General features: G+C 73.2%; 18 protein-coding genes. 8 read left to right on the plus strand and 10 right to left on the minus strand.

Annotation, left to right across the window (positions count from 1 at the left end):
* Window positions 1-6: 6 nt before the first annotated feature.
* From Apa02nite_RS34905 to Apa02nite_RS34920, 4 genes are read right to left on the minus strand one after another with little or no spacing between them, the layout of a single operon-like run.
* On the minus strand, window positions 7-279 hold the full coding sequence (locus tag Apa02nite_RS34905; RefSeq protein ID WP_203828879.1) for an SHOCT domain-containing protein: 273 nt from the start codon (window positions 277-279) through the stop codon (window positions 7-9).
* Between the two features lie 6 nt (window positions 280-285).
* A complete protein-coding gene (locus tag Apa02nite_RS34910) occupies window positions 286-753 on the minus strand; it encodes a DUF6325 family protein (RefSeq protein ID WP_203828880.1) in 468 nt (155 codons plus the stop codon).
* Window positions 753-986 carry a hypothetical protein gene (locus tag Apa02nite_RS34915; RefSeq protein WP_203828881.1) on the minus strand — a complete coding sequence of 78 codons (234 nt, stop codon included), beginning with the start codon at window positions 984-986 and terminating at the stop codon, window positions 753-755. The genes Apa02nite_RS34910 and Apa02nite_RS34915 overlap by 1 nt, the downstream gene beginning before the upstream one ends.
* Window positions 987-995: 9 nt before the next feature.
* Window positions 996-1,415, minus strand: coding sequence for a DUF6325 family protein (locus Apa02nite_RS34920; RefSeq protein WP_203828882.1), 420 nt, complete (start codon window positions 1,413-1,415; stop codon window positions 996-998).
* Window positions 1,416-1,595: 180 nt separating this feature from the next.
* Here Apa02nite_RS34920 and Apa02nite_RS34925 point away from each other — a divergent pair, with 180 nt between their 5' ends.
* Window positions 1,596-3,074: a hypothetical protein gene (locus Apa02nite_RS34925; RefSeq protein WP_239164758.1), complete on the plus strand. Its 1,479-nt coding sequence runs from the start codon at window positions 1,596-1,598 to the stop codon at window positions 3,072-3,074.
* Between the two features lie 139 nt (window positions 3,075-3,213).
* Here the strand turns inward: Apa02nite_RS34925 and Apa02nite_RS34930 are convergent, their stop codons facing one another.
* Genes Apa02nite_RS34930 through Apa02nite_RS34945 form a run of 4 tightly spaced genes read right to left on the minus strand, consistent with a single transcriptional unit; the run spans window position 3,214 to window position 6,413 of the window.
* A complete protein-coding gene (locus tag Apa02nite_RS34930; RefSeq protein ID WP_203828883.1) occupies window positions 3,214-4,581 on the minus strand; it encodes a DUF2252 domain-containing protein in 1,368 nt (455 codons plus the stop codon).
* Window positions 4,578-5,072, minus strand: coding sequence for a DUF1269 domain-containing protein (locus Apa02nite_RS34935; RefSeq protein ID WP_067699384.1), 495 nt, complete (start codon window positions 5,070-5,072; stop codon window positions 4,578-4,580). Before Apa02nite_RS34935 ends, Apa02nite_RS34930 begins: the two co-directional genes overlap by 4 nt.
* 10 nt (window positions 5,073-5,082) lie before the next feature.
* Window positions 5,083-6,198 (minus strand): AI-2E family transporter, encoded by a 1,116-nt coding sequence (locus Apa02nite_RS34940; RefSeq protein WP_203828884.1) that lies wholly within the window; start codon window positions 6,196-6,198, stop codon window positions 5,083-5,085.
* Window positions 6,198-6,413, minus strand: coding sequence for a DUF8691 family protein (locus Apa02nite_RS34945; RefSeq protein WP_067699270.1), 216 nt, complete (start codon window positions 6,411-6,413; stop codon window positions 6,198-6,200). Before Apa02nite_RS34945 ends, Apa02nite_RS34940 begins: the two co-directional genes overlap by 1 nt.
* A gap of 196 nt (window positions 6,414-6,609) precedes the next feature.
* Here Apa02nite_RS34945 and Apa02nite_RS34950 point away from each other — a divergent pair, with 196 nt between their 5' ends.
* The 5 genes from Apa02nite_RS34950 (at window position 6,610) to Apa02nite_RS34970 (ending at window position 15,553) form a co-directional block, all read left to right on the plus strand.
* A complete protein-coding gene (locus Apa02nite_RS34950) occupies window positions 6,610-7,107 on the plus strand; it encodes a DUF1269 domain-containing protein (RefSeq protein ID WP_203828885.1) in 498 nt (165 codons plus the stop codon).
* A 69-nt stretch (window positions 7,108-7,176) separates the two neighbouring features.
* Complete coding sequence (locus tag Apa02nite_RS34955) at window positions 7,177-8,811, plus strand: SulP family inorganic anion transporter (RefSeq protein WP_239164759.1); 1,635 nt, start codon at window positions 7,177-7,179, stop codon at window positions 8,809-8,811.
* A gap of 25 nt (window positions 8,812-8,836) precedes the next feature.
* The gene (locus Apa02nite_RS34960; protein WP_203828886.1) at window positions 8,837-11,428 is read left to right on the plus strand and encodes an MGH1-like glycoside hydrolase domain-containing protein; all 2,592 of its coding nucleotides are present in this window, start codon (window positions 8,837-8,839) and stop codon (window positions 11,426-11,428) included.
* Entirely contained in the window at window positions 11,425-12,828 is a 1,404-nt protein-coding gene (locus Apa02nite_RS34965; RefSeq protein ID WP_203828887.1) for an alpha-amylase family protein, read from the plus strand. The genes Apa02nite_RS34960 and Apa02nite_RS34965 overlap by 4 nt, the downstream gene beginning before the upstream one ends.
* A 112-nt stretch (window positions 12,829-12,940) precedes the next feature.
* Window positions 12,941-15,553, plus strand: coding sequence for a winged helix-turn-helix domain-containing protein (locus tag Apa02nite_RS34970; RefSeq protein WP_203828888.1), 2,613 nt, complete (start codon window positions 12,941-12,943; stop codon window positions 15,551-15,553).
* 48 nt (window positions 15,554-15,601) lie between these two features.
* On the opposite strand, the gene Apa02nite_RS34975 is transcribed toward Apa02nite_RS34970, so the two are convergent.
* The gene (locus Apa02nite_RS34975; RefSeq protein ID WP_203828889.1) at window positions 15,602-16,048 is read right to left on the minus strand and encodes a DUF7144 family membrane protein; all 447 of its coding nucleotides are present in this window, start codon (window positions 16,046-16,048) and stop codon (window positions 15,602-15,604) included.
* Between the two features lie 323 nt (window positions 16,049-16,371).
* Between Apa02nite_RS34975 and Apa02nite_RS34980 the strand changes: the two genes are divergently transcribed.
* Window positions 16,372-19,002 (plus strand): winged helix-turn-helix domain-containing protein, encoded by a 2,631-nt coding sequence (locus tag Apa02nite_RS34980; RefSeq protein WP_203828890.1) that lies wholly within the window; start codon window positions 16,372-16,374, stop codon window positions 19,000-19,002.
* On the opposite strand, the gene Apa02nite_RS34985 is transcribed toward Apa02nite_RS34980, so the two are convergent.
* Window positions 18,974-19,822 (minus strand): YhjD/YihY/BrkB family envelope integrity protein, encoded by an 849-nt coding sequence (locus tag Apa02nite_RS34985; protein ID WP_203828902.1) that lies wholly within the window; start codon window positions 19,820-19,822, stop codon window positions 18,974-18,976. The genes Apa02nite_RS34980 and Apa02nite_RS34985 overlap by 29 nt on opposite strands.
* Before the next feature lie 153 nt (window positions 19,823-19,975).
* On the opposite strand from Apa02nite_RS34985, the gene Apa02nite_RS34990 reads away from it, so the two are divergent.
* Complete coding sequence (locus tag Apa02nite_RS34990; RefSeq protein WP_203828891.1) at window positions 19,976-21,898, plus strand: phage holin family protein; 1,923 nt, start codon at window positions 19,976-19,978, stop codon at window positions 21,896-21,898.
* Window positions 21,899-21,947 lie beyond the last annotated feature (49 nt).

The raw sequence follows: 21,947 nt of genomic DNA on the forward strand, positions 1-21,947 counted from the left end.
GGCTGGTCAGGGGTTGAGGATCTTGGCCTTCTCCACCTCGAACTCGGTGGCGTCGAGCAGCCCCTGCGCCTTCAGCTCACCGAGCTGGCGCAGCTGGTCCAACTTCTTGGACGTGGGATCCGGCTCGGGCTCGGCCTCGGCCGGCTCGTCGACGTACTGGTCCTCCGGCTCCTGCCGTGCCCATCGGCCGGCCTGCCGGCGCGACACCCGGTTGGACACCGCGGTGGCCGTACCGGCGATCACCGCGGTTCGTGCGATCCCTCGGAGCAGACCCGGCATCGCCCGTCACCTCCCACTCGCGACAGCGTTGTCCTGCGACTCGGCCGCGTCCAGCGCGGCCAGCAGCCCCTGCACCGGGATCCGGCCGCCGGCGACCAGTTGGGCGCCGGACACCCGCAGCTGCCGGGCCAGCGGTGCGGCCCACAGGTTCTCGTAGACCAGCAGGACCGCGGCGGCGCCCGGCGCCAGGATCGCACCCGCTTCGCGCAGGTCGTCGCCGCCGAGCAACCCGGAGGCGGCACCGTGGAACGCGCCGAGTCCGCTGAGTTCCAGCTCCCGCCCGTCCAGGGCGACCACCGTGCCGTCCGGCGACTTGCGGACGAACAGCAGGTCCAGCACCCGGATCACCCGCCGGTCCACCAGGTCCAGCAGCATCGGCAGGGCCCGGCCGGTCAGCGTGCCCTGCGGGAACTCGACGCACAGGTAGTCGACCGGTCCCATCACGTCCAGCTCGTCGCGGGTCGGCGTGGCCATCAGGCGCTCACCGACTCGGCGCGACGGTCCGTGACGCTGGTCGCCTCGGCGTCCGGTTTGGTGGCCCGGGACCGGGTCACCGCCGACTCCAGGCCCCAGCCGATCAGGGCGCCACCGGCCGCGGCCAGCAGCGGCATGACGACGAAGTAGCCGTAGTCGAGCCGTACCGGCCGGCCCCGCAGCACGTCGTAGGCGACGGCGGCCCGCCGCCGTGCGATCTTTCTCCTGGTCATCGCTTCCCCTCAGCTCGTGGTGGTCAGCATGGGCCGATGGCGGCCCGGCGCGCCCGGAATGTGGGTCAGCGCCACGATGGTCCCCTTCGCGGCGGCGACCCGGCCGGCCAGGTCGTTCACCCAGCGGTGTTCCAGCAGTACGGCCAGCGCGTCGGTGTGGTCGTCGACGAGCCGGGCCACCTCGTCCAGGTCGGTCTCGGTGATCAGGCCGGTCGCCAGCCGGGCCCATCCGGTGTCCCGGGGCAACCCGGGCAGCTCGCAGATCTCCACCGTGCAGGAACCGCCCGCCGAGTCGGTGCGCACCACCAGGACGTCGACCACCCGCATGTCGCCGGCTCGGCTGAGCCGGTTCAGGGTGGCCAGCACGCCGTCGTTGAGTCGTTCCGCGGGAAAGGAAAGGATCATGAGTTCCAGCGGGCCCATTGCCATGCGGCCGAGCCTGCCCCGGGTGCCGTACCCCGGGCCTCATCCGTCCGGGGTGAAAGCGCCCTGGTCCGCTCCGCCGGCCGGCCGCGCCGTTCATCCCCGCCGGATGAAGCGTGGGCCGCCGCGCTCGGCGAACGTCGGCAAGGCCGACGGCCACCGGCCGTCCGGTCGGTAGGAGGATTCATGACCAGGTCCGCGAGCCCGTCACCCGCCGCCGACGACTTTCCGGTACGCGGTGACGACACCCCGCCAGCGCCGCCCGCCGTCGAGGAGGACGCGCCCGATGAACTGGCGCGGCTGCGTGCCGAGAACGCCGCTCTGCGCGCGCAGTTGCAGGAGCACCCGCCCGGTCCTCCCCGTCCTCCCCGTCCGGCCCGCGGCCGGGCCGTGCGGCGCGCGATCGCCGCCGTGCTCGCCGCGCTGGCGGCGTTCGCCCTGGTCACCAGCGTGGTCGGGCTGTGGGCGGCGCGCACCACGCTGAACACCGACCGCTGGGTGGCCACCGTCGCGCCGCTGCCGCAGGACCCGGCGGTCTCCGCGGCCGTCGCCCAGTACGCGACCACCCAGCTGTTCGAGGTGATCGACGTCGAACAGCGGCTGCGGACCGTGCTGCCGCAGCAGGCCGCGTTCGTCGCCGGTCCGCTGACCGGTCAGCTGCGCGAGCAGGTCCGCGAGGTGATGACGAACGTGCTGCGCAGCGACCGCTTCCAGCTGGTCTGGACGGAGCTGAACCGGCGGTTGCACCAGCGGCTGATGGCGGTGCTCAGCGGGACCAGCCAGGTGGTGACGGCCTACGACGACCGGATCCAGATCGACCTGCTGCCACTGATCAATCAGGCGCTGCGGGAGCTGAGCGCGCAGCTGCCGACGATGTTCGGTAAGGAGATCACCCTGCCCGACCTGAGCAGCGGGGCGATCCCGCCCGGCCTGCGCGAACGGGTGCAGGAGCAGCTCGGCGTGCCGCTGCCGGCGAACTTCGCGCAGTTCACCGTCTACGACGCCGGGAAGCTGAAGGCCGCTCAGGAGGCGGTCACCACCGCGAAGCGGGATCTGGCCCTGTTCACCGGCGCGGCGATCCTGCTGCTGATCGCGGCGTACGTCGTCTCGCCCGCCCGCCGGCGCACCACCGTCCAGTTCGGGATCTGGCTGGTGATCGCGGCCGTCACGGTCACCGCGGTGCTGCGCGCGGTCCGCCGGGAGTTGCTCGCCCAGGTGCCCGACGGAACCTACCGGTCCGGCGCCGACGCCGCGATGACCAGCATCTTCGGCCTGCTCCGGGACCGCGGCACGCAGCTCATCGTGCTCGGCGCGCTGCTGGCGCTGCTCGCCTACCTGGTCGGCCCCGGCCGGTTCCCGGTCTGGCTGCGCTCCCAGCTTGCCCGGGGCGGCCGGGCCACCGCCCGTGGCGTGCGCACCGGCTCGGGCGCGCTGGCCACGCACGCGCCCGGCTGGATCGCCGCGCACCTCGACCCGCTCCGGATCACCGGAGTGGTCGTCGCCGCGGTCCTCGCCCTGGTCCTGTCGTCCTGGACCGCCCTGCTGGTGATCGCCATCCTGCTGATCGTCTACGAGATCACCGTGACCCTGATCGCCCATCGACACCCCGACAGCCGGTCCGAGCCGGAAGGCGGCTGGCTGCCAGGGGTGTCTCACGGCCGCTGAGACACCCCTGGCAACCAGCCGGGACCTCGCGCCTGACCGCTCACCGGAAGCCCCATCGGTCCGGGTTCGGGGCTGGTCTCCAGGGGTGTCTCAGCGCAGCTGAGGCACCCCTGAAACCCAGCTGGGGGATGGGGCTGGGTCAGGACTTGGTGGCGGCGCGGAAGGCGGCGTGGTCTCGTTCGCTCTGGTCGGCGTAGGACTCGGCGAACTCGGTCAGGGCGCTGTCGAAGCGGCCGCGCCGGCCCAGGTAGCCGGCGATCGCGATCCGGTCGCCGGCCCGGGCGTGCGCGCGGGCCAGGGTCCAGGCGCACAACTCGGCATACGTCCGCAGGCCGCGCGGGGTCAGCTCGTCGATGGCGACCGAGCCCTTCCAGTCGCGCAGCTGGCGCACGTAGAAGTCGCGGGTCCGGCCGTCCAGCTGGGGCACCCGCTGCCAGCCCAGGAAGATGTCGCCGGTGGCCTGCATCAGCCGTTGCCCGGCGACCACCCGGTGCCCCTCGCCGTCCGGGTCCGGCACCGGGTCCGGCCCGGCCAGCACGCTGACACCGGCCTCCTTCACCTGCAGCAGCAGCGGATCGGTGTCGTCCCGGGCGGTGAGCAGGATGATCCAGCAGCGGGTGCCGACGCTGCCGACGCCGACCACCTTGCGGGCCATGTCGACGAACCGGAACGCGTCGAACAGGTGCCGGCGGTCCTCGGCCAGCGTGGACCGGTACCCGGTGAGCATCGTCCGGATCCGGTCCTCCAGCGCGATCCGGTCCACTGCCGGCAGCAGGTCGGCGACCGGCACCACCAGCGGCGGATCGGCGACGATCCGGCGGCGGCCGTCGACCACCGTGGTCAGCTTGCGGTACGCCTGCAGGGTGGTCCGGGCGCGGGCCTTGTCGCCGACCCGGGTCACCCGCCGGCGCCGGCTCTTCGCCAGCCGCGTGACCAGGTCGTCCACGTCGGCCCGGGCGTACCAGACGTCGAGTTCACCCTCGCCCGCGAAACGGATCATCGCGGTCCGGTAGCGCTGGGCGGCGCCGGACAGGATCCCGGCGCGCACCCGGCGGCCGAAACCGTTCGCCCGGCCGGCCAGCGCCACGCTGGCCAGCAGGCGTTTCAGGTCCCACTCGAACGGGCCCGGGCAGGTCTCGTCGAAGTCGTTGAGGTCGAAGACGAGCCGTCGCTCGGGTGAGGCGAACAGCCCGAAGTTGAACAGGTGCGCGTCCCCGCAGAGCTGGGTGCGCAGCCCGGAGTCCGGCTGGCCGGCCAGATCGGCGGCCATCACGGCGGCCGCACCACGGTAGAACGCGAGCGGGGACGCCCGCATCCGCCGGTGCCGCAGCGCCAGCAGGTCGGGCAGCCGGTCGGCCTCCTGGTCGAAGACGATCTGGACCGGGTCGGCGCGGTCGGCCGGCGGCCGGAAGACGCCGTGCCCGTCGATCGGCAGCCGGTCGCGGGCCGCGCGGCCGGTCGCGGCCCGCTCCGCCACGTCCGCGCCGGCCCGCTCGCTCGTGGTCATGGGCGGTTGCCGCCGAACGCCTCGGTGAGCGAGTCACGCTCCGCCTCGGTCAGGTTGGTGGAGATCAGCCGCTGGCCCATGCCGTGGAACCGCTCGCCCAGCCGGTCCAGGTCGGCGTCGCCGGTGACCAGGAACAGCGCGGACGTTCCCGGGGTGATCTCGGCGCGGATCCGCTCCAGCTGGTCCGGCGTGATCGCGGTCCCCTCGGTGATCTTGGCGAGGGCGCCCAGCCCGGCGCCGACCACGGCGCCGGCCACCGGGATGAACAGCAGGCCGCCGATCACCACGCCCCAGAACGCGCCCCAGCCGGTGCCGCGCAGGGTGTGCGAGTGGGTGTGGTGCATCTCGGGCTGCTCGGCCCCCTCGGGCCAGGTCACCACCGCGTGGTCGACGATCTTCACCAGGCCGTCGGCGGCGGCGTACTTGACGGTGCCGTACGCCTGCTCGGCACCCTTGGGGTCGTCGTACTTCCATACCGTAAAAGCCGTCATCGGCCCATCGTCACCGGGCGGGCGCGGCCGGAACTTCATCCCCGGCGGGCGATTCGGCGGCGTCGTCCGGTTCCGCTGGTTCCGTCGTGACGGTGTCGGCGAGCAGCAGGTTCAGCCATCGGGTGCCCGGGTCGATGTCGACCAGCAGCCCCTTGGCGAGCAGGGTGAGCGGGATGGCCAGCAGCGCGCCGAGCGCGCCGAGCACCCAGGCCCAGAAGATCAGCGACAGGAACGAGACGGTCGCCGACAACCCCACCGCGTCCCCGACGATCTTCGGCTGGATCACCGACTGGATCACGAAGTTGATCGCGCAGTACAACACGATCACCGCGAGCATCAGGTCGGGTCCGCCCTGCAGCAGGCCGAGCAGCGCCGGCGGGATCACGCCGACCACGAAGCCGATGTTCGGGATGTAGTTGGTGATGAACGACAGCAGCCCCCAGAGCACCGGCAGCGGCACGTCCAGGGCCCACAGCAGCAGCGTGTCGAGGACCGCCACGATCAGCCCGAACGCCGTGCAGACCACCAGGTAGCGGCGGGTGCCGCCGGCGAACGACTGCAGCGCCGCGGCCACCTGCGGGCGCTCGCCGGCCAGCGAGCGCAGCCGGGCCGGGAAGTCCACCGCGTCCAGGGCCATGAACAGCAGCACGGCGAGCAGGAACAGGGTGTTCGACAGCAGCCCGGCCAGCCCGCCGAACAGCGACGTGACCAGGTGGGCCACCGATTCGCCGTCGACGCCGGCCACCGCGGCGTGCACCTGCCCGGTGCTGATCCCGAGGGTGCGCAGCCCGTCGGCCAGGTCGTCGCGCAGCGCCGCGAACTGTTCCTGGTAGGCCGGCATCAGGTCGATCAGGCGGGTGACCGAGGCGGCCAGCGCGCCGCCCAGCGCGACCAGGATCAGGTAGAGCACCAGGACGGTGAGTATCGCGGCCAGCCAGACCGGCACCCGGCGACGGCGCAGCCAGGCGGTCAGCGGACTGACCGTGACCACCAGCATCAGGCCCAGGAAGACCGGCCCGACCAGGTCGGCGACCCAGCGCAGCCCGGCCACCACGACCACCACACAGGCGAAGCCCAGCAGCACCAGCACGCCGCGGGGCAGCACCGGGGCCGCCGGCTCGGTCATCAGCGCTCTCCGGCGCCGGACGGGCTGCGGCTCAGGCAGACCATCTGCACGCCGGAGTGGTCCAGGCGGGTGAGCAGGCGCTCCAGGTCGTCGTCGGAGAGCCGGCCGCTGATCGTGCTCTGCCGGGGGAGGGTTCGGATCCGCAGGTCACCCAGCACCTTGCGGAGCAGGGGCCCCAGGAAGCCCCGTACCCGGATCTCGTAACGCTCCTGCATGACCGGCTCCCGTCGTACGAAAAAAGGTGTCCTTGACCTTCGCCCCGAGCGGTCCGGGCGGCATCGCCCGGCGGGGATGAATGCGGCCTCGCGCCCGGAAGTCGTCCGGGAAGTCATCCGTACGGAATGAGGATCGTGGCGGCGGTGCGTGGCTGACTTGTCGGGACGTAGCCGAGGCAACGAAAAGGAGCACGTCATGGCAACACTGGTCGCCATCGGATACCCCGACGAGACCACCGCGACAGCGGCGTCGCTGGAGGCCAACCGGCTGGCCAAGGATCTGATCATCCAGCCGGACGCGATCGCGGTGATCATCCGGGACCGGGAGGGCAAGTTCCACGTCACCACCAACCACCACGCGGTCGGCGGCGGCGCTACCTGGGGGATGTTCTGGGGTCTGCTGTTCGGGATGCTGTTCTTCATCCCGATCCTGGGCATGGCGGTCGGCGCCGGCCTGGGCGCGCTCACCGGCAAACTCGCCAAGGGCGCGATCAACAAGGAGTTCCAGGACCGGATCCGCAGCGAGCTCCAGCCGGGCACCTCGGCGCTGTTCCTGGTGGTCGAGGCGGTCACCCCGGACAAGGCGGTCGAGTCGCTGAGCAAGTTCGGCGGCACGGTGCTCAAGTCGTCGCTGCCCAAGGAGACCGAGGAGGAGCTGCAGGAGGCGCTGCACGGCGGAGACGCCAACCGATAACCTCGCGAGAAGAGTGCGGGCGCCGCCCGGCCGGCCGGGCGGCGCCTGGCGTGCGGCAGGGGAGTGGTGGTGCGCGGCTACGGACGGGACCTGATCGCCGGGATCGTGCTGACCACCCTGCTGGTGCCGCAGGGCATGGCGTACGCGGAACTCGCCGGCCTGCCCGCGATCACCGGCCTCTACACGTCGATCCTGTGCCTGCTGGCGTACGCGATCGTCGGCCCCTCCAAGGTCCTGGTCCTCGGCCCGGACTCGTCGCTGGGCCCGATGATCGCGGCGGTGATCCTGCCGATCGTGGCGTCCGGCGGTGACCCGGGCCGGGCGGTCGCGCTGGCCTCGATGCTGGCCCTGCTGGTCGGGGTGATGATGACGGTGGCGGCGGTGGCCAAGCTGGGTTTCGTGGCCGACCTGCTGTCGCATCCCACCCAGCTCGGCTACGTCAACGGCCTCGCCGTGACGATCCTGATCGGTCAGCTGCCCAAACTGTTCGGCTTCTCGGTGGACGGCGACGGCCTGTTCGCCGAGGCGGCCGGGTTCGTGCGCGGCGTGGCGAACGGCGAGACGGTGCCCGCCGCGCTGGCCGTCGGCGGGCTCGGCCTGCTGGTGATCCTGCTGCTGGGCCGGTTCGCGCCCCGGGTGCCGGGCATCCTGCTGGTGGTGGTCGGCGCGATCCTCGCGGTTCCGGCGTTCGGTCTGACCGAGCGGGGTGTGCAGGTGATCGGTGCGCTGCCGCGCGGGTTCCCGCCGTTCACGCTGCCGTCGGCGAGCTGGGCGGATCTCGGGCTGCTCGCGGTCGGCGCGCTGGGCATCACGCTGGTCTCGGTCACCGACACCATCTCCACCGCGTCGGCGTTCGCCGCCCGCACCGGTCAGGAGGTGCACGGCAACCGGGAGATGCTCGGCATCGGCGCCGCCAACCTGTCGGCCGCGTTCTTCCAGGGCTTCCCGGTCAGCACCAGCGGTTCCCGGACCGCGGTGGCGTTCCGGGCCGGCGCGCGCACCAAGCTGACCGGGCTGGTCGGCGCGGCCGCCATCACCCTGCTGCTGGTCCTGGCGCCCGGTCTGCTGCGCAACCTGCCGCAGCCGGTGCTGGCCGCCGTGGTGATCGCCGCGTCGCTGTCGCTGGCCGACGTGCCCGGGATGCGCCGGCTCTGGCGGCAGCGCCGGGTCGAGTTCGCCCTGGCCGCGGCGGCCTTCCTGGGGGTGGCGCTGCTCGGCGTGCTGCCCGGGATCGGTGTCGCGGTCGGCCTGTCGGTGCTCAACGTGTTCCGGCGCGCCTGGTGGCCGTACCGGACCGTGCTGGGGCGGCCCGACGGGATCAACGGGTACCACGACGTGCGGGACTTCCCGGGCGCCGCCGCGGTGCCCGGCATGACGATCTTCCGGTTCGACGCGCCGCTGATCTTCGCGAACGCCCGGACGTTCCGCGAGGAGGTGCGTGCGCTGGCCCGGGCCGAGCCGAAACCCCGGTGGATCGTGGTGGCCGCCGAACCGATCACCGACATCGACACCACCGCCGCGGACATGCTCGAGGAGCTGGACGAGGAGCTCAACGCGGCCGGGATCTCGCTGGTCTTCGCCGAGTTGAAGAGCCCGGTGCGGGAGAAGATCGACAGGTACAAGCTGACCCGGACGATCGACCCGGCGCACTTCTACCCGACCGTCGAGGACGCGGTTTCATCCCTTCGGGAGGACGTGCGCTGACCCGGGGGCTGCTCAGCCTGACGGTATGACGACGAATGCCGAGCAACGGCGCCTGCAAGACGCCGACACCGCCGCCGTGGACTGGCGGCACTGGGGGCCGTACCTCAGCGAACGGCAGTGGGGGACGGTCCGGGAGGACTACAGCCCTGGCGGGGACGCCTGGGATCACCTCAGTCACGAGCAGGCCCGGTCGACGGCGTACCGGTGGGGTGAGGACGGTATCGGCGGCTTCAGCGACGACCGTCAGCAGCTGTGCCTGGCGGTGGCGCTGTGGAACGGGCACGACCCGATCCTCAAGGAGCGCTTCTTCGGGCTGACCAACGCCGAGGGCAACCACGGCGAGGACGTCAAGGAGTACTACTTCTACGTCGACGGGACGCCGACGCACTCGTACATGCGGATGGTCTACAAGTATCCGCAGCGGGCCTTCCCGTACCAGGACCTGGTCGCGACGAACCGGGCGCGCGGGCGCGGCGACTTCGAGTACGAGCTGCTGGACACCGGGATCTTCGCCGAGGACCGGTACTTCGACGTGGTGATCGAGTACGCCAAGGCCGGGCCGGAGGAGATCCTCACCCGGGTCACCGTGCACAACCGGGGTCCCGAGCAGGCCGAGCTGCACGTGCTGCCGACCGTCTGGTTCCGGGCCACCGGCGACCGGGCGCACCTGCGCCACGTCGGTGGGGGCGTGGTGCAGGCCGGGCACGAGCGGCTCGGCGACCGCTGGTGGACCTGCCTCGGCGATCCGCCGGTGCTGTTCACCGACAACGCGGACGGGCGCAAGGACGCGGTCGGCCGGTTCCTGGTGCAGGGCGAGAAGGGCGCGGTCAACCCGGACGAGACCGGGACCAAGGCCGCTGCTCTGGTCACCGTGACGCTGTCCGCCGGCGGTTCTGCGATCGTACGGACCATGCTCGGTGACCAGCGGCGCACCGTGACCGAAGCGGAGTTCGACGAGGTCGTCGAGGCGCGCCGCGCCGAGGCGGACGAGTTCTACCGCGACCTGTTCGCGCCGGCGCTGAGCGAGCCGGAACGGCAGGTGGCCCGGCAGGCGCTGGCCGGCATGCTCTGGTCCAAGCAGTACTTCGGCTACGACGTGGAGCGCTGGCTGCGCGAACACGGCCGCGACCCGCTGGACGCGCCGGACATCCGCAACGGCGAATGGTTCCACCTGGACGCGCACGACATCATCTCGATGCCGGACACCTGGGAGTACCCGTGGTTCGCGGCCTGGGACCTGGCGTTCCAGGCGGTCGCGCTGAGCGCCGTCGACGTGGGTTTCGCCAAGGGCCAGCTGGACCTGCTGCTGAGCCGCCGCTACCTGCACCCGAACGGGCAGATCCCGGCCTACGAGTGGAACTTCGGCGACGTCAACCCGCCGGTGCACGCGTGGGCCGCCTACCTGGTCCACGAACTGGAGAAGGCGCGCACCGGGCACGGCGACCACGACTGGCTGGAACGGGTCTTCCACAAGCTGGCGAAGAACTTCACCTGGTGGGTGAACCGGAAAGACGTCGACGGGCGCAACGTCTTCCAGGGCGGCTTCCTGGGCCTGGACAACATCGGTGTCTTCGACCGCAGTGCGCCGCTGCCCACCGGCGGGCACCTGGACCAGGCCGACGGCACCGCGTGGATGGCGTTGTACTGCCAGAACATGCTGCAGATCGCGCTGGAGCTGTCCCGGCAGGATCCGGTCTACGTGGAGCAGGCGCAGACCTACTTCGAGCACTTCGCGTGGATCGCCACCGGCAGCGGGTCGATGTGGGACGAGGAGGACGGCTTCTACTACGACCTGCTGCGGCTGCCGGACGGCTCGTCGCAGCGGCTGCGGGTGCGCTCGATGGTGGGGCTGCTGCCGCTGGCGGCCGCGACCGTCTACGACCCGGAGCTGATCACCCGGCACCCGGGGGTGATCGCCGAGGAGCAGGGGTTCCTGGAACGGCACCCGGCGATCACGATGACCGACGCGCGGGGCCGGCTGCTGGCGCTCTTCGACGAGACGCGGTTGCGCCGGATCCTGGCCCGGATGCTGGACGAGGAGGAGTTCCTCAGCCCGTACGGGCTCCGCTCGCTCTCCCGGCACCACGCCGGCCAGCCGTTCGAGTTCGGCGTCGGCGAAACCACGTACGGGGTCTCCTACCAGCCCGCCGAGTCGGACAGCGGGATGTTCGGCGGCAACTCGAACTGGCGCGGCCCGGTCTGGTTCCCGGTCAACGCCCTGATGATCCGGGCACTGCTCAACCTGTACGTGGCCTACGGCGACGACTTCACCGTGGAGTGCCCGACCGGGTCCGGCGTACAGAAGAACCTGTTCGAGGTGGCGCGGGAGATCTCCGACCGGCTCACCCGGATCTTCCTGCCCGGCCCGGACGGGCACCGGCCCTGCCACGGCGGCCAGGACGTCTTCGCCGGCGAGCACTGGCGGGACCTGATCACGTTCGCCGAGTACTTCCACGGCGACAACGGCGCCGGCCTGGGCGCCTCGCACCAGACCGGCTGGACCGGCCTGGTCGCGGTCTTCCCCAATCTTTTCGCCGGGCTGGACGGCCCGGCGTTGCTGGAGCACGGTATGGCTGGACTGTTCCGCGCCGCGATGGGTCAGGAGGAGCAACTATGACACCGGTGATCTACGAGATCGACACCTGGCCGTGGCTGGCCGGCCTGGGCAAGGGCGTCACCCTGGCCGACGTGCCGGGGCACGTCTGGGACGAGGTGGCCGCGCCGGGCCTGGACGCGGTGTGGCTGATGGGAGTGTGGGAGCGCAGCCCCGCCGGGCTCGCGGTGGCCCGGTCCAACGACGGCCTGCAGCGCAGCTTCCACGAGGCGCTGCCCGACCTGACCGCCGAGGACGTGGTCGGCTCGCCGTACTGCGTGCGGCAGTATCGGGTCGACGACCGGCTGGGCGGCCCGGACGGGCTCGCGGTGGCCCGCTCCGAGCTGCGCAAACGTGGGCTGAGGCTGGTCCTGGACTACGTGCCGAACCACGTCGCGCCGGATCACCCGGCGCTGGCCGAGCACCCGGACTGGTTCATCCAGGGCACGCCGGACGGGTTCCACGTCGGCGGCCGGGTGATCGCGCAGGGGCGGGACCCGTACTTCCCGCCGTGGCCGGACGTGGCGCAGCTGAACGCGTTCTCGCCGGGGATGCGGGCGGCCACCCTGGAGATGATGTCCGGGATCGCCGATCAGTGCGACGGCATCCGCTGCGACATGGCGATGCTGCTGATCAACGAGATCTTCGCGCGCACCTGGGGTCACCTGGCCGGCCCGGCGCCGGCCGAGGAGTTCTGGCCGCGGGTGACCGGGGCCCTGCGGGAACGGCACCCCGGGCTGGTGCTGATCGCCGAGGCGTACTGGGACACCGAGTGGATGCTGCAGCAGCAGGGCTTCGACCACTGCTACGACAAGCGGCTCTACGACCGGCTGGTGCACGAGGACGCCGGCTCGGTGAGCAAGCACCTCTCCGCGGACCTGGCCTATCAGAACGGCCTGATCCGGTTCCTGGAGAACCACGACGAGCCGCGGGCCGCGGCCACCCTGCCCGGCGGGCGGGAACGGGCCGCCGCGGTCGCGATCGCCACCCTGCCCGGCGCGACGCTCTGGCACGACGGCGAGTTCGAGGGGCGGCGCGTCCACCTCCCGGTCTTCCTGGCCCGGTTCCCCGACGAACCGGTCGACGCGGGCCTGCGCGACTTCCACCGCACGCTGCTGCGCGTCGCGGCGTCCGTCCGGCGGGGGGAGTGGCGGCTGCTCGGCACCGAGGGCTGGCCGGACAACCAGACCCACCAGGATCTGCTGGCCTGGTCCTGGTCCGGGCACCTGGTGGTGATCAACCTGTCCGACCACCCGTCCCAGGGCCGGGTCGAGCTGGCTCGGCCGGACCTGGCCGGCCGGGCGTGGCGGCTCACCGACCTGCTGGACGGCCGGGTGTTCGAACGCAGCGGCAGCGACCTGGCCGAGAACGGGCTCTACGTCGACCTGCCGCCCTGGGGAACACATGTTCTCACCCTGGAGTGACCAGGTTGGTACCGAACGTCACGGACTATCCGATCCGGACGATGCGCGGGGGTGCTAGCGCCGGAAGTCTGAACGAGGAGATCGGACGGGGTCGGCCTCGGAGGTGACAAAGGTGTCCATCGAAGTGATCGTGGATCCACCCGGCACTGCTGGATGCGATGGGGACGGCTCCCTGCTCGCCTCGAAGTTCACGGTGCCGGCCGCTCCACCGTTCATGGTGGCCCGGCCGGCACTGCTCGACCGGCTGAGCGACGGGGTCCGCGGCCCGGTCACCCTGGTCACCGGTCTGGCCGGCAGCGGCAAGACCCAGCTGCTGGCCTCCTGGGTGCGTGCCCAGGTGGTCGACTGGCCGATCGCCTGGATCACCTGCGAGAGCGGTGACGAGCCGGCCGCGACGTTCTGGTCGTACGTGCTGGAGGGGTTGCGCCGTGCCGGGGTGCCGGTGCCGGTGCCGGCCGTGCCCGGCGCCGCGGCCGGCCGGGCGATCCTGGCCCGGCTCGCCGCGGCGATCGACCGGCAGCGCACCCCGGTGGTGCTGGTCCTGGACGGCGCGGCCCAGCTGCCCGGCCGGGACTGGGCGAGCGGCCTGGAGTTCCTGCTCGAGCAGTCCCGCGGGCTGCGCGTGGTGCTGGCCGGCCGGTGGGACCCGCCGCTCCCGCTCTACCGCTACCGGCTGGCCGGGCAGATGCGCGAGGTGCGCGCCGCGGACCTGGCGTTCACCGCCGACGAGACGGCCCGGCTGATGGAGTTGCACGGTGTGCCGCTGGCCGCCCCCGACCTGTCCGCGCTGCTGGAACACACCGAGGGCTGGGCGGCCGGCATCCGGCTCTGCGCCTGCGCGATGCAGGGCAGCGCCGACGTCACCCGGATGGTCACCACGATCTCCGGCGACGAGTCGACGATCGCCGAGTACTTCATCGGCGAGGTGCTGCGGACCCAGCCGCCCGACATCCGGCGCTTCCTGCTGGAGACCAGCCTGCTGGACCCGTTCTCCGCCGACCTCGCGGCAGCGGTCACCGGCCGGCCCGACGCGGCCCGGCTGCTCGCCGTGCTGACCCGGCGGAACGCGTTCATCCAGCCGCTCGGTGACGGCACCGACCTGTACCGGTACCACCGGCTCTTCGCCGAGCTGCTGCGCGCCCAGCTCGCCTGGGCCGAGCCGGACCGGGTGGCGGCGCTGCACCAGCGGGCCGCCGCCTGGCTGGCCCGCAACGGCCGGCTCGCCGACGCGGTCGGGCACGCGGTCATCGCGGCCGACTGGGGCACCGCCGCGTCCATGGTGATCGAGGACTTCGCGGTCGGCCGGCTGATCGTCGAAGGCAGTGCCGGACGGCTCGGCACCCTGCTCGCCGGGCTGCCCGACCACCTCGACCTGCCCGAGGTGGTGGTGGTGCGCGCGGCGCTGGCCTACGGCGACGGCCGGGTGGACGAGGCCCGGGAGCTGTTCAGCTACGCCGGCAACCTGCTCGCCATCCAGGGCAGCGACTGCGGCGAGGGGCTCACCCTCACCTGTTTCCTGATGCGGCTGCTGCTGCTGGCCGGCGGCCCCGAGCCGGAGCAGGTCGAGGAGCTGGCGCCGGTCGCCGATGCCTTCCTGTCCGTGGTCCCGGCCCGCAAGCTGGCCCGGCACCCCGAGCTGCGGGCGCTGCTGCTGGCCGCCGAGGGTGCGGCGCGCAGCGCGTGCGGCGACGTGGACACCGCCGTGCAGGTGCTGACCGAGGCCGCGGCGGTGGCGCCGGTCGGCTGCGAGTCGCTCAAGGTGGACTGCCTGCGGACGGTCGCGGCGCTGGAGGCGTACCGGGGGCGGCTGACCCGTGCGGACAGCGCGGCGCGGCAGGCGCTCGACCTGGCCGCGCAGTGCGGCCCGGACATCGGGCACTGGCCGGTGACCGCCGAGGTGGCGCTCGCCTGGGTGGCCCTGGAGCGGTACGACATCGAGTCCGCCGACCGTCACCTGCGCACCGCCCGGCTGGGCGACGACCCGCTCGCCGTCGCCGTGCACGCCGTGGTCAAGTCCCGCCGCCTGCAGGTGCGCGGCGAGCTGCGCGGCGCCCTGAACGCGCTCACCCCGATCCCCGGCGCGCCCCGCTGGCTGCGCCGGGAGATCGACCTGTCCCGGGCCCGGCTGCTGATCACCGCCGGTCAGGTGGACACCGCGGCCGAGGTGCTCGCCGGATACCCGGTGCCCCGCACCCCGGACGTGGCCGTCCTGGACGCCGCGATCTGGATGGCCCGCGGCGATCCGGCCCGGGCGCACGAGGTGGCCCGGACGGTCGCCGACGCGTCCGGCGTGTCCGCCCCGGTGTCCCTGGACGCCTGGCTGCTGCTGGCGATGCTGGCGGCGAGCGAGGACGACGCGCCCGGCGCCCGGGAGGCGCTGCGCCGGGCCTTGCGGGTGGCCGGGCCGGAGAACGTCCGGCGGCCGGTGCACCAGGTGTGGGGCGTGCTGCGGCGGGTGCTGCGCGACGACGAGAAACTGGCCGCGCTGGGCAGCGCCGGCCCGGCGCAGGCGGTCGCCGAGCCGGTGGTGGTCGAGACGCTGAGCAAGCGCGAGCTGGACGTGCTGCGCGGGATGGCCGAGATGCTGCCGACCGAGGAGATCGCCGCCTCGATGTTCGTCTCGGTCAACACGGTGAAGACCCACGTCCGCAGCATCCTGCGAAAACTGTCCGCCTCCCGCCGCAACGAGGCGGTCCGCCGGGCCCGCTCGCTCAAGCTGATCTAGATCCGACCCTGGTGGAGGGCCGGCCCTGATCGAGGGCCGGCCCTCGATCTAGGGGCGGTGGCGGCGGACCTCGCCGCCGTGTGCGGTCAGGGCGTAGATGACCAGGATGTCCATGCTGATCAGGATGGTGCACCAGACCGGCGAGGCGGCCAGGAACAGCAGGTGCAGCAGGGCACCGAGGAAGGTGATCAGCACGCCGAGGATCCGGCCCCAGAGCCGGCCGAGCAGCACGCCGGCCCCGGCGGTCAGCGAGAGCAGGCCGAACAGCAGGTGTGTCCAGCCCCAGACCTGGTAGTCCATCTCCAGCAACAGGCCGTCCGAGGTGACCAGGTAGAACCGCTCGTGATAGAGCGCCACGGCGCCCTCGATGCCCTGGAACAGGCCCAGGGTCAGCAGCATGATGCCGCCGAACACCACCAGGCCCACCCAGCCGGTGACCGGCGGGGCGGGTGACGTGGCGCCGGACGGTCGTTCGCTCGCGTAGCTGGTCGACATGCCACCAGGAAACGGCGGAACGGGCGGTGCCGCCTCGTGCGCCAGGGGTGAAAGCCCGGCGTGCGTTCTTCGATACTTGCGAATACCGATGGTTGCTGCTCGCGTACTTTCTGTGATTCGGTGTCCGGGTGACACATGCCGGTGCATCACTTTTTGTCAGCGATCTGCTCGGGGGCGGGGGAATTGCTGGGGAAAAGGGGGATTCATCTTCACTCTGCGTGATGGTCACTGTCGGGGGTTCAGGACGACGAGCAGGTACCACGGGGGTGTCCGTTCGCGCCGGATCGCCGCCGTGCCCACGCCTGCCAGGGGTAGGGGGCGACATGCGCGACCACATGGGCAACGGCCCGCCGGCGGCGACCGACCGGGCGGGCCGGCCGCGACTGCCGCAGGGAGTGATCTGGCGGGACCGGCTGACCCGGGCGCTGGACGCCGGAACGCGCCGGCCGGCGACGCTGATCTGCGCCGGGACCGGCTGGGGCAAGACCGCACTGGCCTCGGCCTGGGCCGGGGCCCGCGGGCACGCCGGCCCGATCGCCTGGCTCACCCTCGGGCCGGAGCACAACCGTCCGCACGTCTTCTGGTCGGATCTGCTGCTGGCCCTGCACACCGGCGGCGCGATCCGGGACGGCCACCGGCCCCCGGACCGTGGCCCGGCCCTCGCCGTGGACGCGCTGGCCTTCCTGCGCCGGCTCGGCTCCGGGCCGGGCGTCGCGCCGGGCCCGCTGATCGTGGTCCTCGACGACCTGCAGCAGGTCACCGACCCGCGGGTGCTGGACGCCCTGGCCGGACTGCTGCGCCGCCCGCCGGCCCGGCTGCACCTGGTCCTGATCACCCGGGCCGAGCCGGAGCTGCCGCTGCACCGGCTGCGCGCGGCCGGCGACCTGACCGAGATCCGGGACCATGACCTGGCGTTCCGCGTCGAGGAGGCCGCCGAGCTGGCCGCACAGACCGCGCGGCACCCGGACATGCCGGTCGACGAGCTGGCGGTCCTGGTCCGGGCCACCGAGGGCTGGGGCGCCGGCCTGCGCCTGGCACTGGACGCCCCGGCCGGCGTCGGCCCGGACGAGGCGGCCGCCGACTACCTGGTGCGCGAGGTGCTCGACGGGCTACCTCCGGACCTCCGCGAGTTCCTGCTGTACGTCAGCCTGCCCGACCGGATCTTCGGCGGCCTCGCCGAGGCGCTCACCGGCCGGCAGCACGGCCGGCAGCTGCTGGAACAGCTGGAACGGTCCCACCTGATGATCGAGGCGGTGGGCGCCGGCGGCTGGTTCCGGTTCCACCGGCAGTTCCGGGCGGCGCTGCGGCAGCGCCTCGCCGAGGAGCGCCCGGACGTGCCGCTCCGGCTGCACCTGCTGGCGGCGCAGTGGCACGCCCGGGCGGGCAGCCCGCTCGCCGCGCTCAGCCACGCCGCGGCGGCCGCCGACTGGGAGCTGGTCGGCCGGCTGGTGGTGGACCACGGGATGCCGCTGTTCGCGTCGGCGGACCGGGCCGAGTTGGTCGCGCTGCTCCGGCGCATCCCGGTGGACCGCCTGACCCGCAGCGCCCCCCTCGGGGTCTGCGCGGCGCTGCTGACCTACGCGCTCGGCGACGTGGCCGGCCTGGCGTCCCAGCTCGACCGGGTCCGGGCGCTGCTGCCCGAGCTGGGCGACGGCTACCGCGCGGTGATCGAGCTGGCGGTGCGGACGATCGAGGCCGGCATCGTGACCCGCTGGCAGGGCGACATGCCCCGGCTGGTCCAGGCCACCACCGAGATCCTCGCCGCGCTGGCCCGGCTGCGCTGGGACCAGGTGCCGGCCATGCCGCAGTACCGGGCGATCACGCTGCTCAACAAGGGCATCGGGCTGCTCTGGTCGGACCGGCTGGACCACGCCGACCGTTACCTGTGGGCGGCCGCCACCACGGCGCGGGCGTCCGGGGCGCCGCTGATCGAGGTCAGCGCGCTCGGCCACCTCGCGTGGCTCGGCATCGTGCGGGGTTCGCTGAGCGCGGCCGAGGAACACGTGAACGCGGCCCTGGACGTGGCCCGCCGGATCGAGGCCGACAGCCGGACCGCGGCCGCCGTGGCGTACCTGGCCCGGGCGGTGATCGAGGTGCAGCAGGGCGGTGACGTCGAGGCCGAGGCGACCCTGCGCCAGGCCCTGCACGCCTCCGGTGACCAGCCGGAGGCCGCGGTCACCCTGCTGTCCGGCGCGGTGCGGACCTACCTGCTGGCCGGCCGGGGAGAGCCGCACAGCGCGCAGGCCGTCCTCAGCCGGATGGCCGACGAGGCCGGGCCACGGCTCGACGCTCCGCTGCTGCGACGCGTCGTCGACCTGGCGCAGAGCGAGATCGACCTGATGCTGGACGACCCGGTGCCGGTGCTCACCCGCTACGCCCGGCGGCCCGACCTGTACCCGGGCGAGCAGGTGCGGCTGGCCCAGGCGTACCGGGCGGCCGGGCGGGCGGCCGAGGCGGACCAGGTGCTGGCCGTGGTGCGGACCGGCCCGGACCGGCTCAACGCGGTCTCCGCCTGGCTGCTGACCGCGCTGGCGGCCGACGCGCAGGGCCGGGGCGGCCAGGCCGGCGAGGCGCTGACCCGGGCACTCTCGGCAGCCGAACCGGAACGGATCCGGCGGCCGTTCCGGCACTTCGACGCGGACCGGGTGCTCGCGCTGGCCGAGCGGCAGCAGTGGCTGACCGAGCCGCGGGGCCCGTCCGGCGACAGTGTCCTCGCGGAGATCACCGGGGAGATCCCGGTGGTCGGCGCCGGGCAGTCGGCCGGGCCGCTCAGCGAGCGGGAGATCGACGTGCTGCAGTACCTGCCGACCGTGCTGACCGCGGCGGAGATCGCCGAGAACCTCGGGATCTCGGTCAACACGGTGAAGGCGCACATGCGATCGATCTATCGCAAGCTGGGCGCCGGACGCCGCCGGGAAGCCGTGGTCACGGCCCGTCAGCTGGGCCTGCTGTGAGCTCACCCCGGCCCGCGGTGATCATGCCGCCGATCACCGCGGACAGCAGCAGGCAGAAGGACAGCACGTAGAGCCAGCCGATGAAGGTGAACGCCAGCCCGATCGTGCCGTACTTGTCGGTGCTGGACTGCAGCGCCCGGGGCAGGTAGATCGCCCCGGCGCCGCGCACCGCGATCATCAGCAGGGCGAACACCACGCCGCCGGCCAGCAACGGCCCGCGCGGCGCCTGCCCGCCGAGGAGCAGCCACGGCAGCAGGATCGCCAGCGCGCAGTCCGCGATCAATGCGACCAGCACACCGGACGCCCGCGGGGCCGGCAGCAGCGAGGCCAGCCAGGCCAGCAGGCGGGCCGACAGCAGCAGCGCGACCAGGGCCACCACCGCGCCGACCTGCCGGCCGGTCGCCGCCACCCCGGTCGGTTTGCGGTGCACGCCCCACACCGCCTGGTAGGAGCGGACCAGCGCCCGGCTCAGCCCGGTCGCGGAGAGGATCACGATCAGGCACCCGACCACGCCGAACGCGCTGCTGCGGCTGCCGCTCAGCGCCGCCTGCAGCAGCCGCTCGCTGGCGTCCGGCAGCCGGAGCAGGTCGGTGAGCTCGGCGCGGTGGGCCGGCCCGAGCAGCGCCGCCAGCATGATCAGCAGCGGGAAGATCGAGGTGAAGGACTGCGCTGCGAGGGTCATCGCCCGATCGAAGATCTGCACCCGGACCAGTTCGCCGAGGCCGTGCAGCACCAGCGCGCCGAGCCGGCTGCCGAGCACCAGCGCCGCGCGCGGCCGCAGCCCGTGCGGCACCCGCTCCATCCAGGCCGGCTCCGGCATCGCGGTCACCCCCCGGGCTCACTGTCGCCGGTCCGCCGCCGGGCCGACCCATCCCGGGTGGGTGAAACCGCCGGGGGTACGACCGGAGCACCCGCCCCGCGTTCATCCCACCGGTGTGAGGCCGGCCCGCCCGGCGGGCGGCAGGCTGTCGACATGCGGGTCACGGCGCAACTGGGCACGGTGGCGCTGGGTGCGGTGGCGCTCGGGTTCACGGTGGCCGTGCTCCCCGGGATCAGTGCGGACAACGGCCTCGCGGTGCTGACGGCGGCGATCCTGGTCGGGTTGCTCGGCGCGGTGCTGCGGCCGGCGCTGGTGAAGCTGCTCGCGGCGACCGGCTGGGCCGGTGTCGTGGCCGGCTGGCTGGTCAGCCAGGCGTTGCTGGTCTACGCCGCGCTGGAGCTCACCCCCGGGGTGCACGTGGACGGGTTCGCCAGCGCGTTCAGCGCGGCCTGGCTGGGTGCGGCGGTGATGAGCGCGGGGCTCTGGGTGGTCACGGCGGGACAAGACGGTGTGGTCACCCAGCACCTGCTCCGGGTCAACCGGAGATTCCGGCGCAGCGTGCCCCGGACCACCACCCCCGGCGTGATGATCATCCAGGTCGACGGGTTGTCCGCGCCGCTGGCCCGGTGGGCGATCGAGGCCGGTAACCTGCCGACGCTGGGCCGCTGGCTCGGCGCGGGCAGTCACCTGCTGGCCGAGTGGCACGCCCAGCTGCCGGCCACCACACCGGCCAGTCAGGCCGGGCTGCTGCACGGCGCCAGCGACCGGGTCCCGGCGTTCCGCTGGTACGAGAAGACGTCCGGCCGGATGATCGTCACGAACCGGCCCCGGGACGCCGCGCTCGTCGAGTCCCGCTGCTCGGACGGGCACGGGCTGCTCGCCGACGGCGGGGTCAGCGTCAGCAACGTGTTCTCCGGCGACGCGCCCACCTCGCTGCTGACCATGAGCACCGCGCGCCGCGCCGCCGCCGGCCCGGCCCGGTACGTGAGCGCCTACCTGCTCGACCCGTTCGGGCTCACCCGCTCCCTGGTGCTGACCGTCGGCGAGATCGTCAAGGAGCTGCACCAGGCCCGCCGGCAGCGGCTGCGCCGGGTGCTGCCGCGGATGCGCCGCTCCTGGTCGTACGTGCTGTTGCGGGGTGCGACGAACGTGCTGCTGCGGCACCTGAACCTGGCCGTGCTCGCCGAGCAGATGATGCGCGGGGCGCCCGTGGTGTACTGCGACTTCGTCGACTACGACGAGATCGCCCACCACGCCGGGCCGGCCCGGCCGGAGGCCCTCGCGGCGCTGGAGGGCATCGACGCGGTGCTGGCCGTGCTGGCCGGGATCGCCGAGGCGGCGCCCCGGCCGTACCGGTTCGTGGTGCTCTCCGATCACGGGCAGAGCCAGGGCGCGACGTTCGCGCAGCGCTACGGGATCCGGCTGGAGGACCTGGTCGCCGGGCTGACCACGGCGGGGGCGGTCGTCGCCCCCGCGGAGGACGAGCAGGCCGGGCGGGCCCGGGCGCTGCGGGCCGGGCTCACCCGTACCGTGAAAAACGACGCGGACCCGGCGGCGGACCGGCCGCAGATCGTGGTCGCGGCCTCGGGGAATCTCGCCCTGATCTATTTCGCCCGGCGCGCCGGCCGGGTCAGCCTCGAGGAGATCGAGCAGGAACACCCGGCGTTGCTGCCCGGCCTGACCGGGCACCCCGGGATCGGCTGGGTGCTGGTCCGCTCGCGGCGCTGGGGCCCGATCGTTCTCGGACCGGCCGGCCGCCGGCGCCTCGCCGACGACCGGGTCGACGGGGTGGATCCGCTGCTCGGCTTCGGTTCGCACGCCGCCGCCGACCTGCGCCGGCACGACAGCCTCGCGCACACCGGCGACCTGGTGGTGAACAGCCTCTGGGATCCGGTCAGCGGGCAGGTCGCGGCGTTCGAGGACCTGATCGGCTGCCACGGCGGGATGGGCGGGGCACAGGACCGGCCGGTGCTGATCCACCCCCGCGACTGGGAGCCGCCGGGCGCGTTGAACTCCGCCGACGAGGTGCATCACTACCTGCGCGGATGCCTCGCGAAGCTCATCCCGCCGGGGTGAGCCCGCCGGCCCGGAACCCGGTGACGATGGCCGGCATCGACACCGGAAG

The organism is Actinoplanes palleronii (genome assembly GCF_016862315.1).
GTDB lineage: Bacteria > Actinomycetota > Actinomycetes > Mycobacteriales > Micromonosporaceae > Actinoplanes > Actinoplanes palleronii.

Coding starts and splice junctions, on each gene's coding strand:
- Apa02nite_RS34990 (WP_203828891.1), top strand. CDS start 19,976: ATGCGGGTCACGGCGCAACTGGGCACGGTGGCGCTGGGTGCGGTGGCG.
- Apa02nite_RS34965 (WP_203828887.1), top strand. CDS start 11,425: ATGACACCGGTGATCTACGAGATCGACACCTGGCCGTGGCTGGCCGGC.
- Apa02nite_RS34980 (WP_203828890.1), top strand. CDS start 16,372: ATGCGCGACCACATGGGCAACGGCCCGCCGGCGGCGACCGACCGGGCG.
- Apa02nite_RS34945 (WP_067699270.1), bottom strand. CDS start 6,413: ATGCAGGAGCGTTACGAGATCCGGGTACGGGGCTTCCTGGGGCCCCTG.
- Apa02nite_RS34925 (WP_239164758.1), top strand. CDS start 1,596: ATGACCAGGTCCGCGAGCCCGTCACCCGCCGCCGACGACTTTCCGGTA.
- Apa02nite_RS34930 (WP_203828883.1), bottom strand. CDS start 4,581: ATGACCACGAGCGAGCGGGCCGGCGCGGACGTGGCGGAGCGGGCCGCG.
- Apa02nite_RS34985 (WP_203828902.1), bottom strand. CDS start 19,822: ATGCCGGAGCCGGCCTGGATGGAGCGGGTGCCGCACGGGCTGCGGCCG.
- Apa02nite_RS34935 (WP_067699384.1), bottom strand. CDS start 5,072: ATGACGGCTTTTACGGTATGGAAGTACGACGACCCCAAGGGTGCCGAG.
- Apa02nite_RS34920 (WP_203828882.1), bottom strand. CDS start 1,415: ATGGCAATGGGCCCGCTGGAACTCATGATCCTTTCCTTTCCCGCGGAA.
- Apa02nite_RS34915 (WP_203828881.1), bottom strand. CDS start 986: ATGACCAGGAGAAAGATCGCACGGCGGCGGGCCGCCGTCGCCTACGAC.
- Apa02nite_RS34910 (WP_203828880.1), bottom strand. CDS start 753: ATGGCCACGCCGACCCGCGACGAGCTGGACGTGATGGGACCGGTCGAC.
- Apa02nite_RS34960 (WP_203828886.1), top strand. CDS start 8,837: ATGACGACGAATGCCGAGCAACGGCGCCTGCAAGACGCCGACACCGCC.
- Apa02nite_RS34940 (WP_203828884.1), bottom strand. CDS start 6,198: ATGACCGAGCCGGCGGCCCCGGTGCTGCCCCGCGGCGTGCTGGTGCTG.
- Apa02nite_RS34905 (WP_203828879.1), bottom strand. CDS start 279: ATGCCGGGTCTGCTCCGAGGGATCGCACGAACCGCGGTGATCGCCGGT.
- Apa02nite_RS34950 (WP_203828885.1), top strand. CDS start 6,610: ATGGCAACACTGGTCGCCATCGGATACCCCGACGAGACCACCGCGACA.
- Apa02nite_RS34975 (WP_203828889.1), bottom strand. CDS start 16,048: ATGTCGACCAGCTACGCGAGCGAACGACCGTCCGGCGCCACGTCACCC.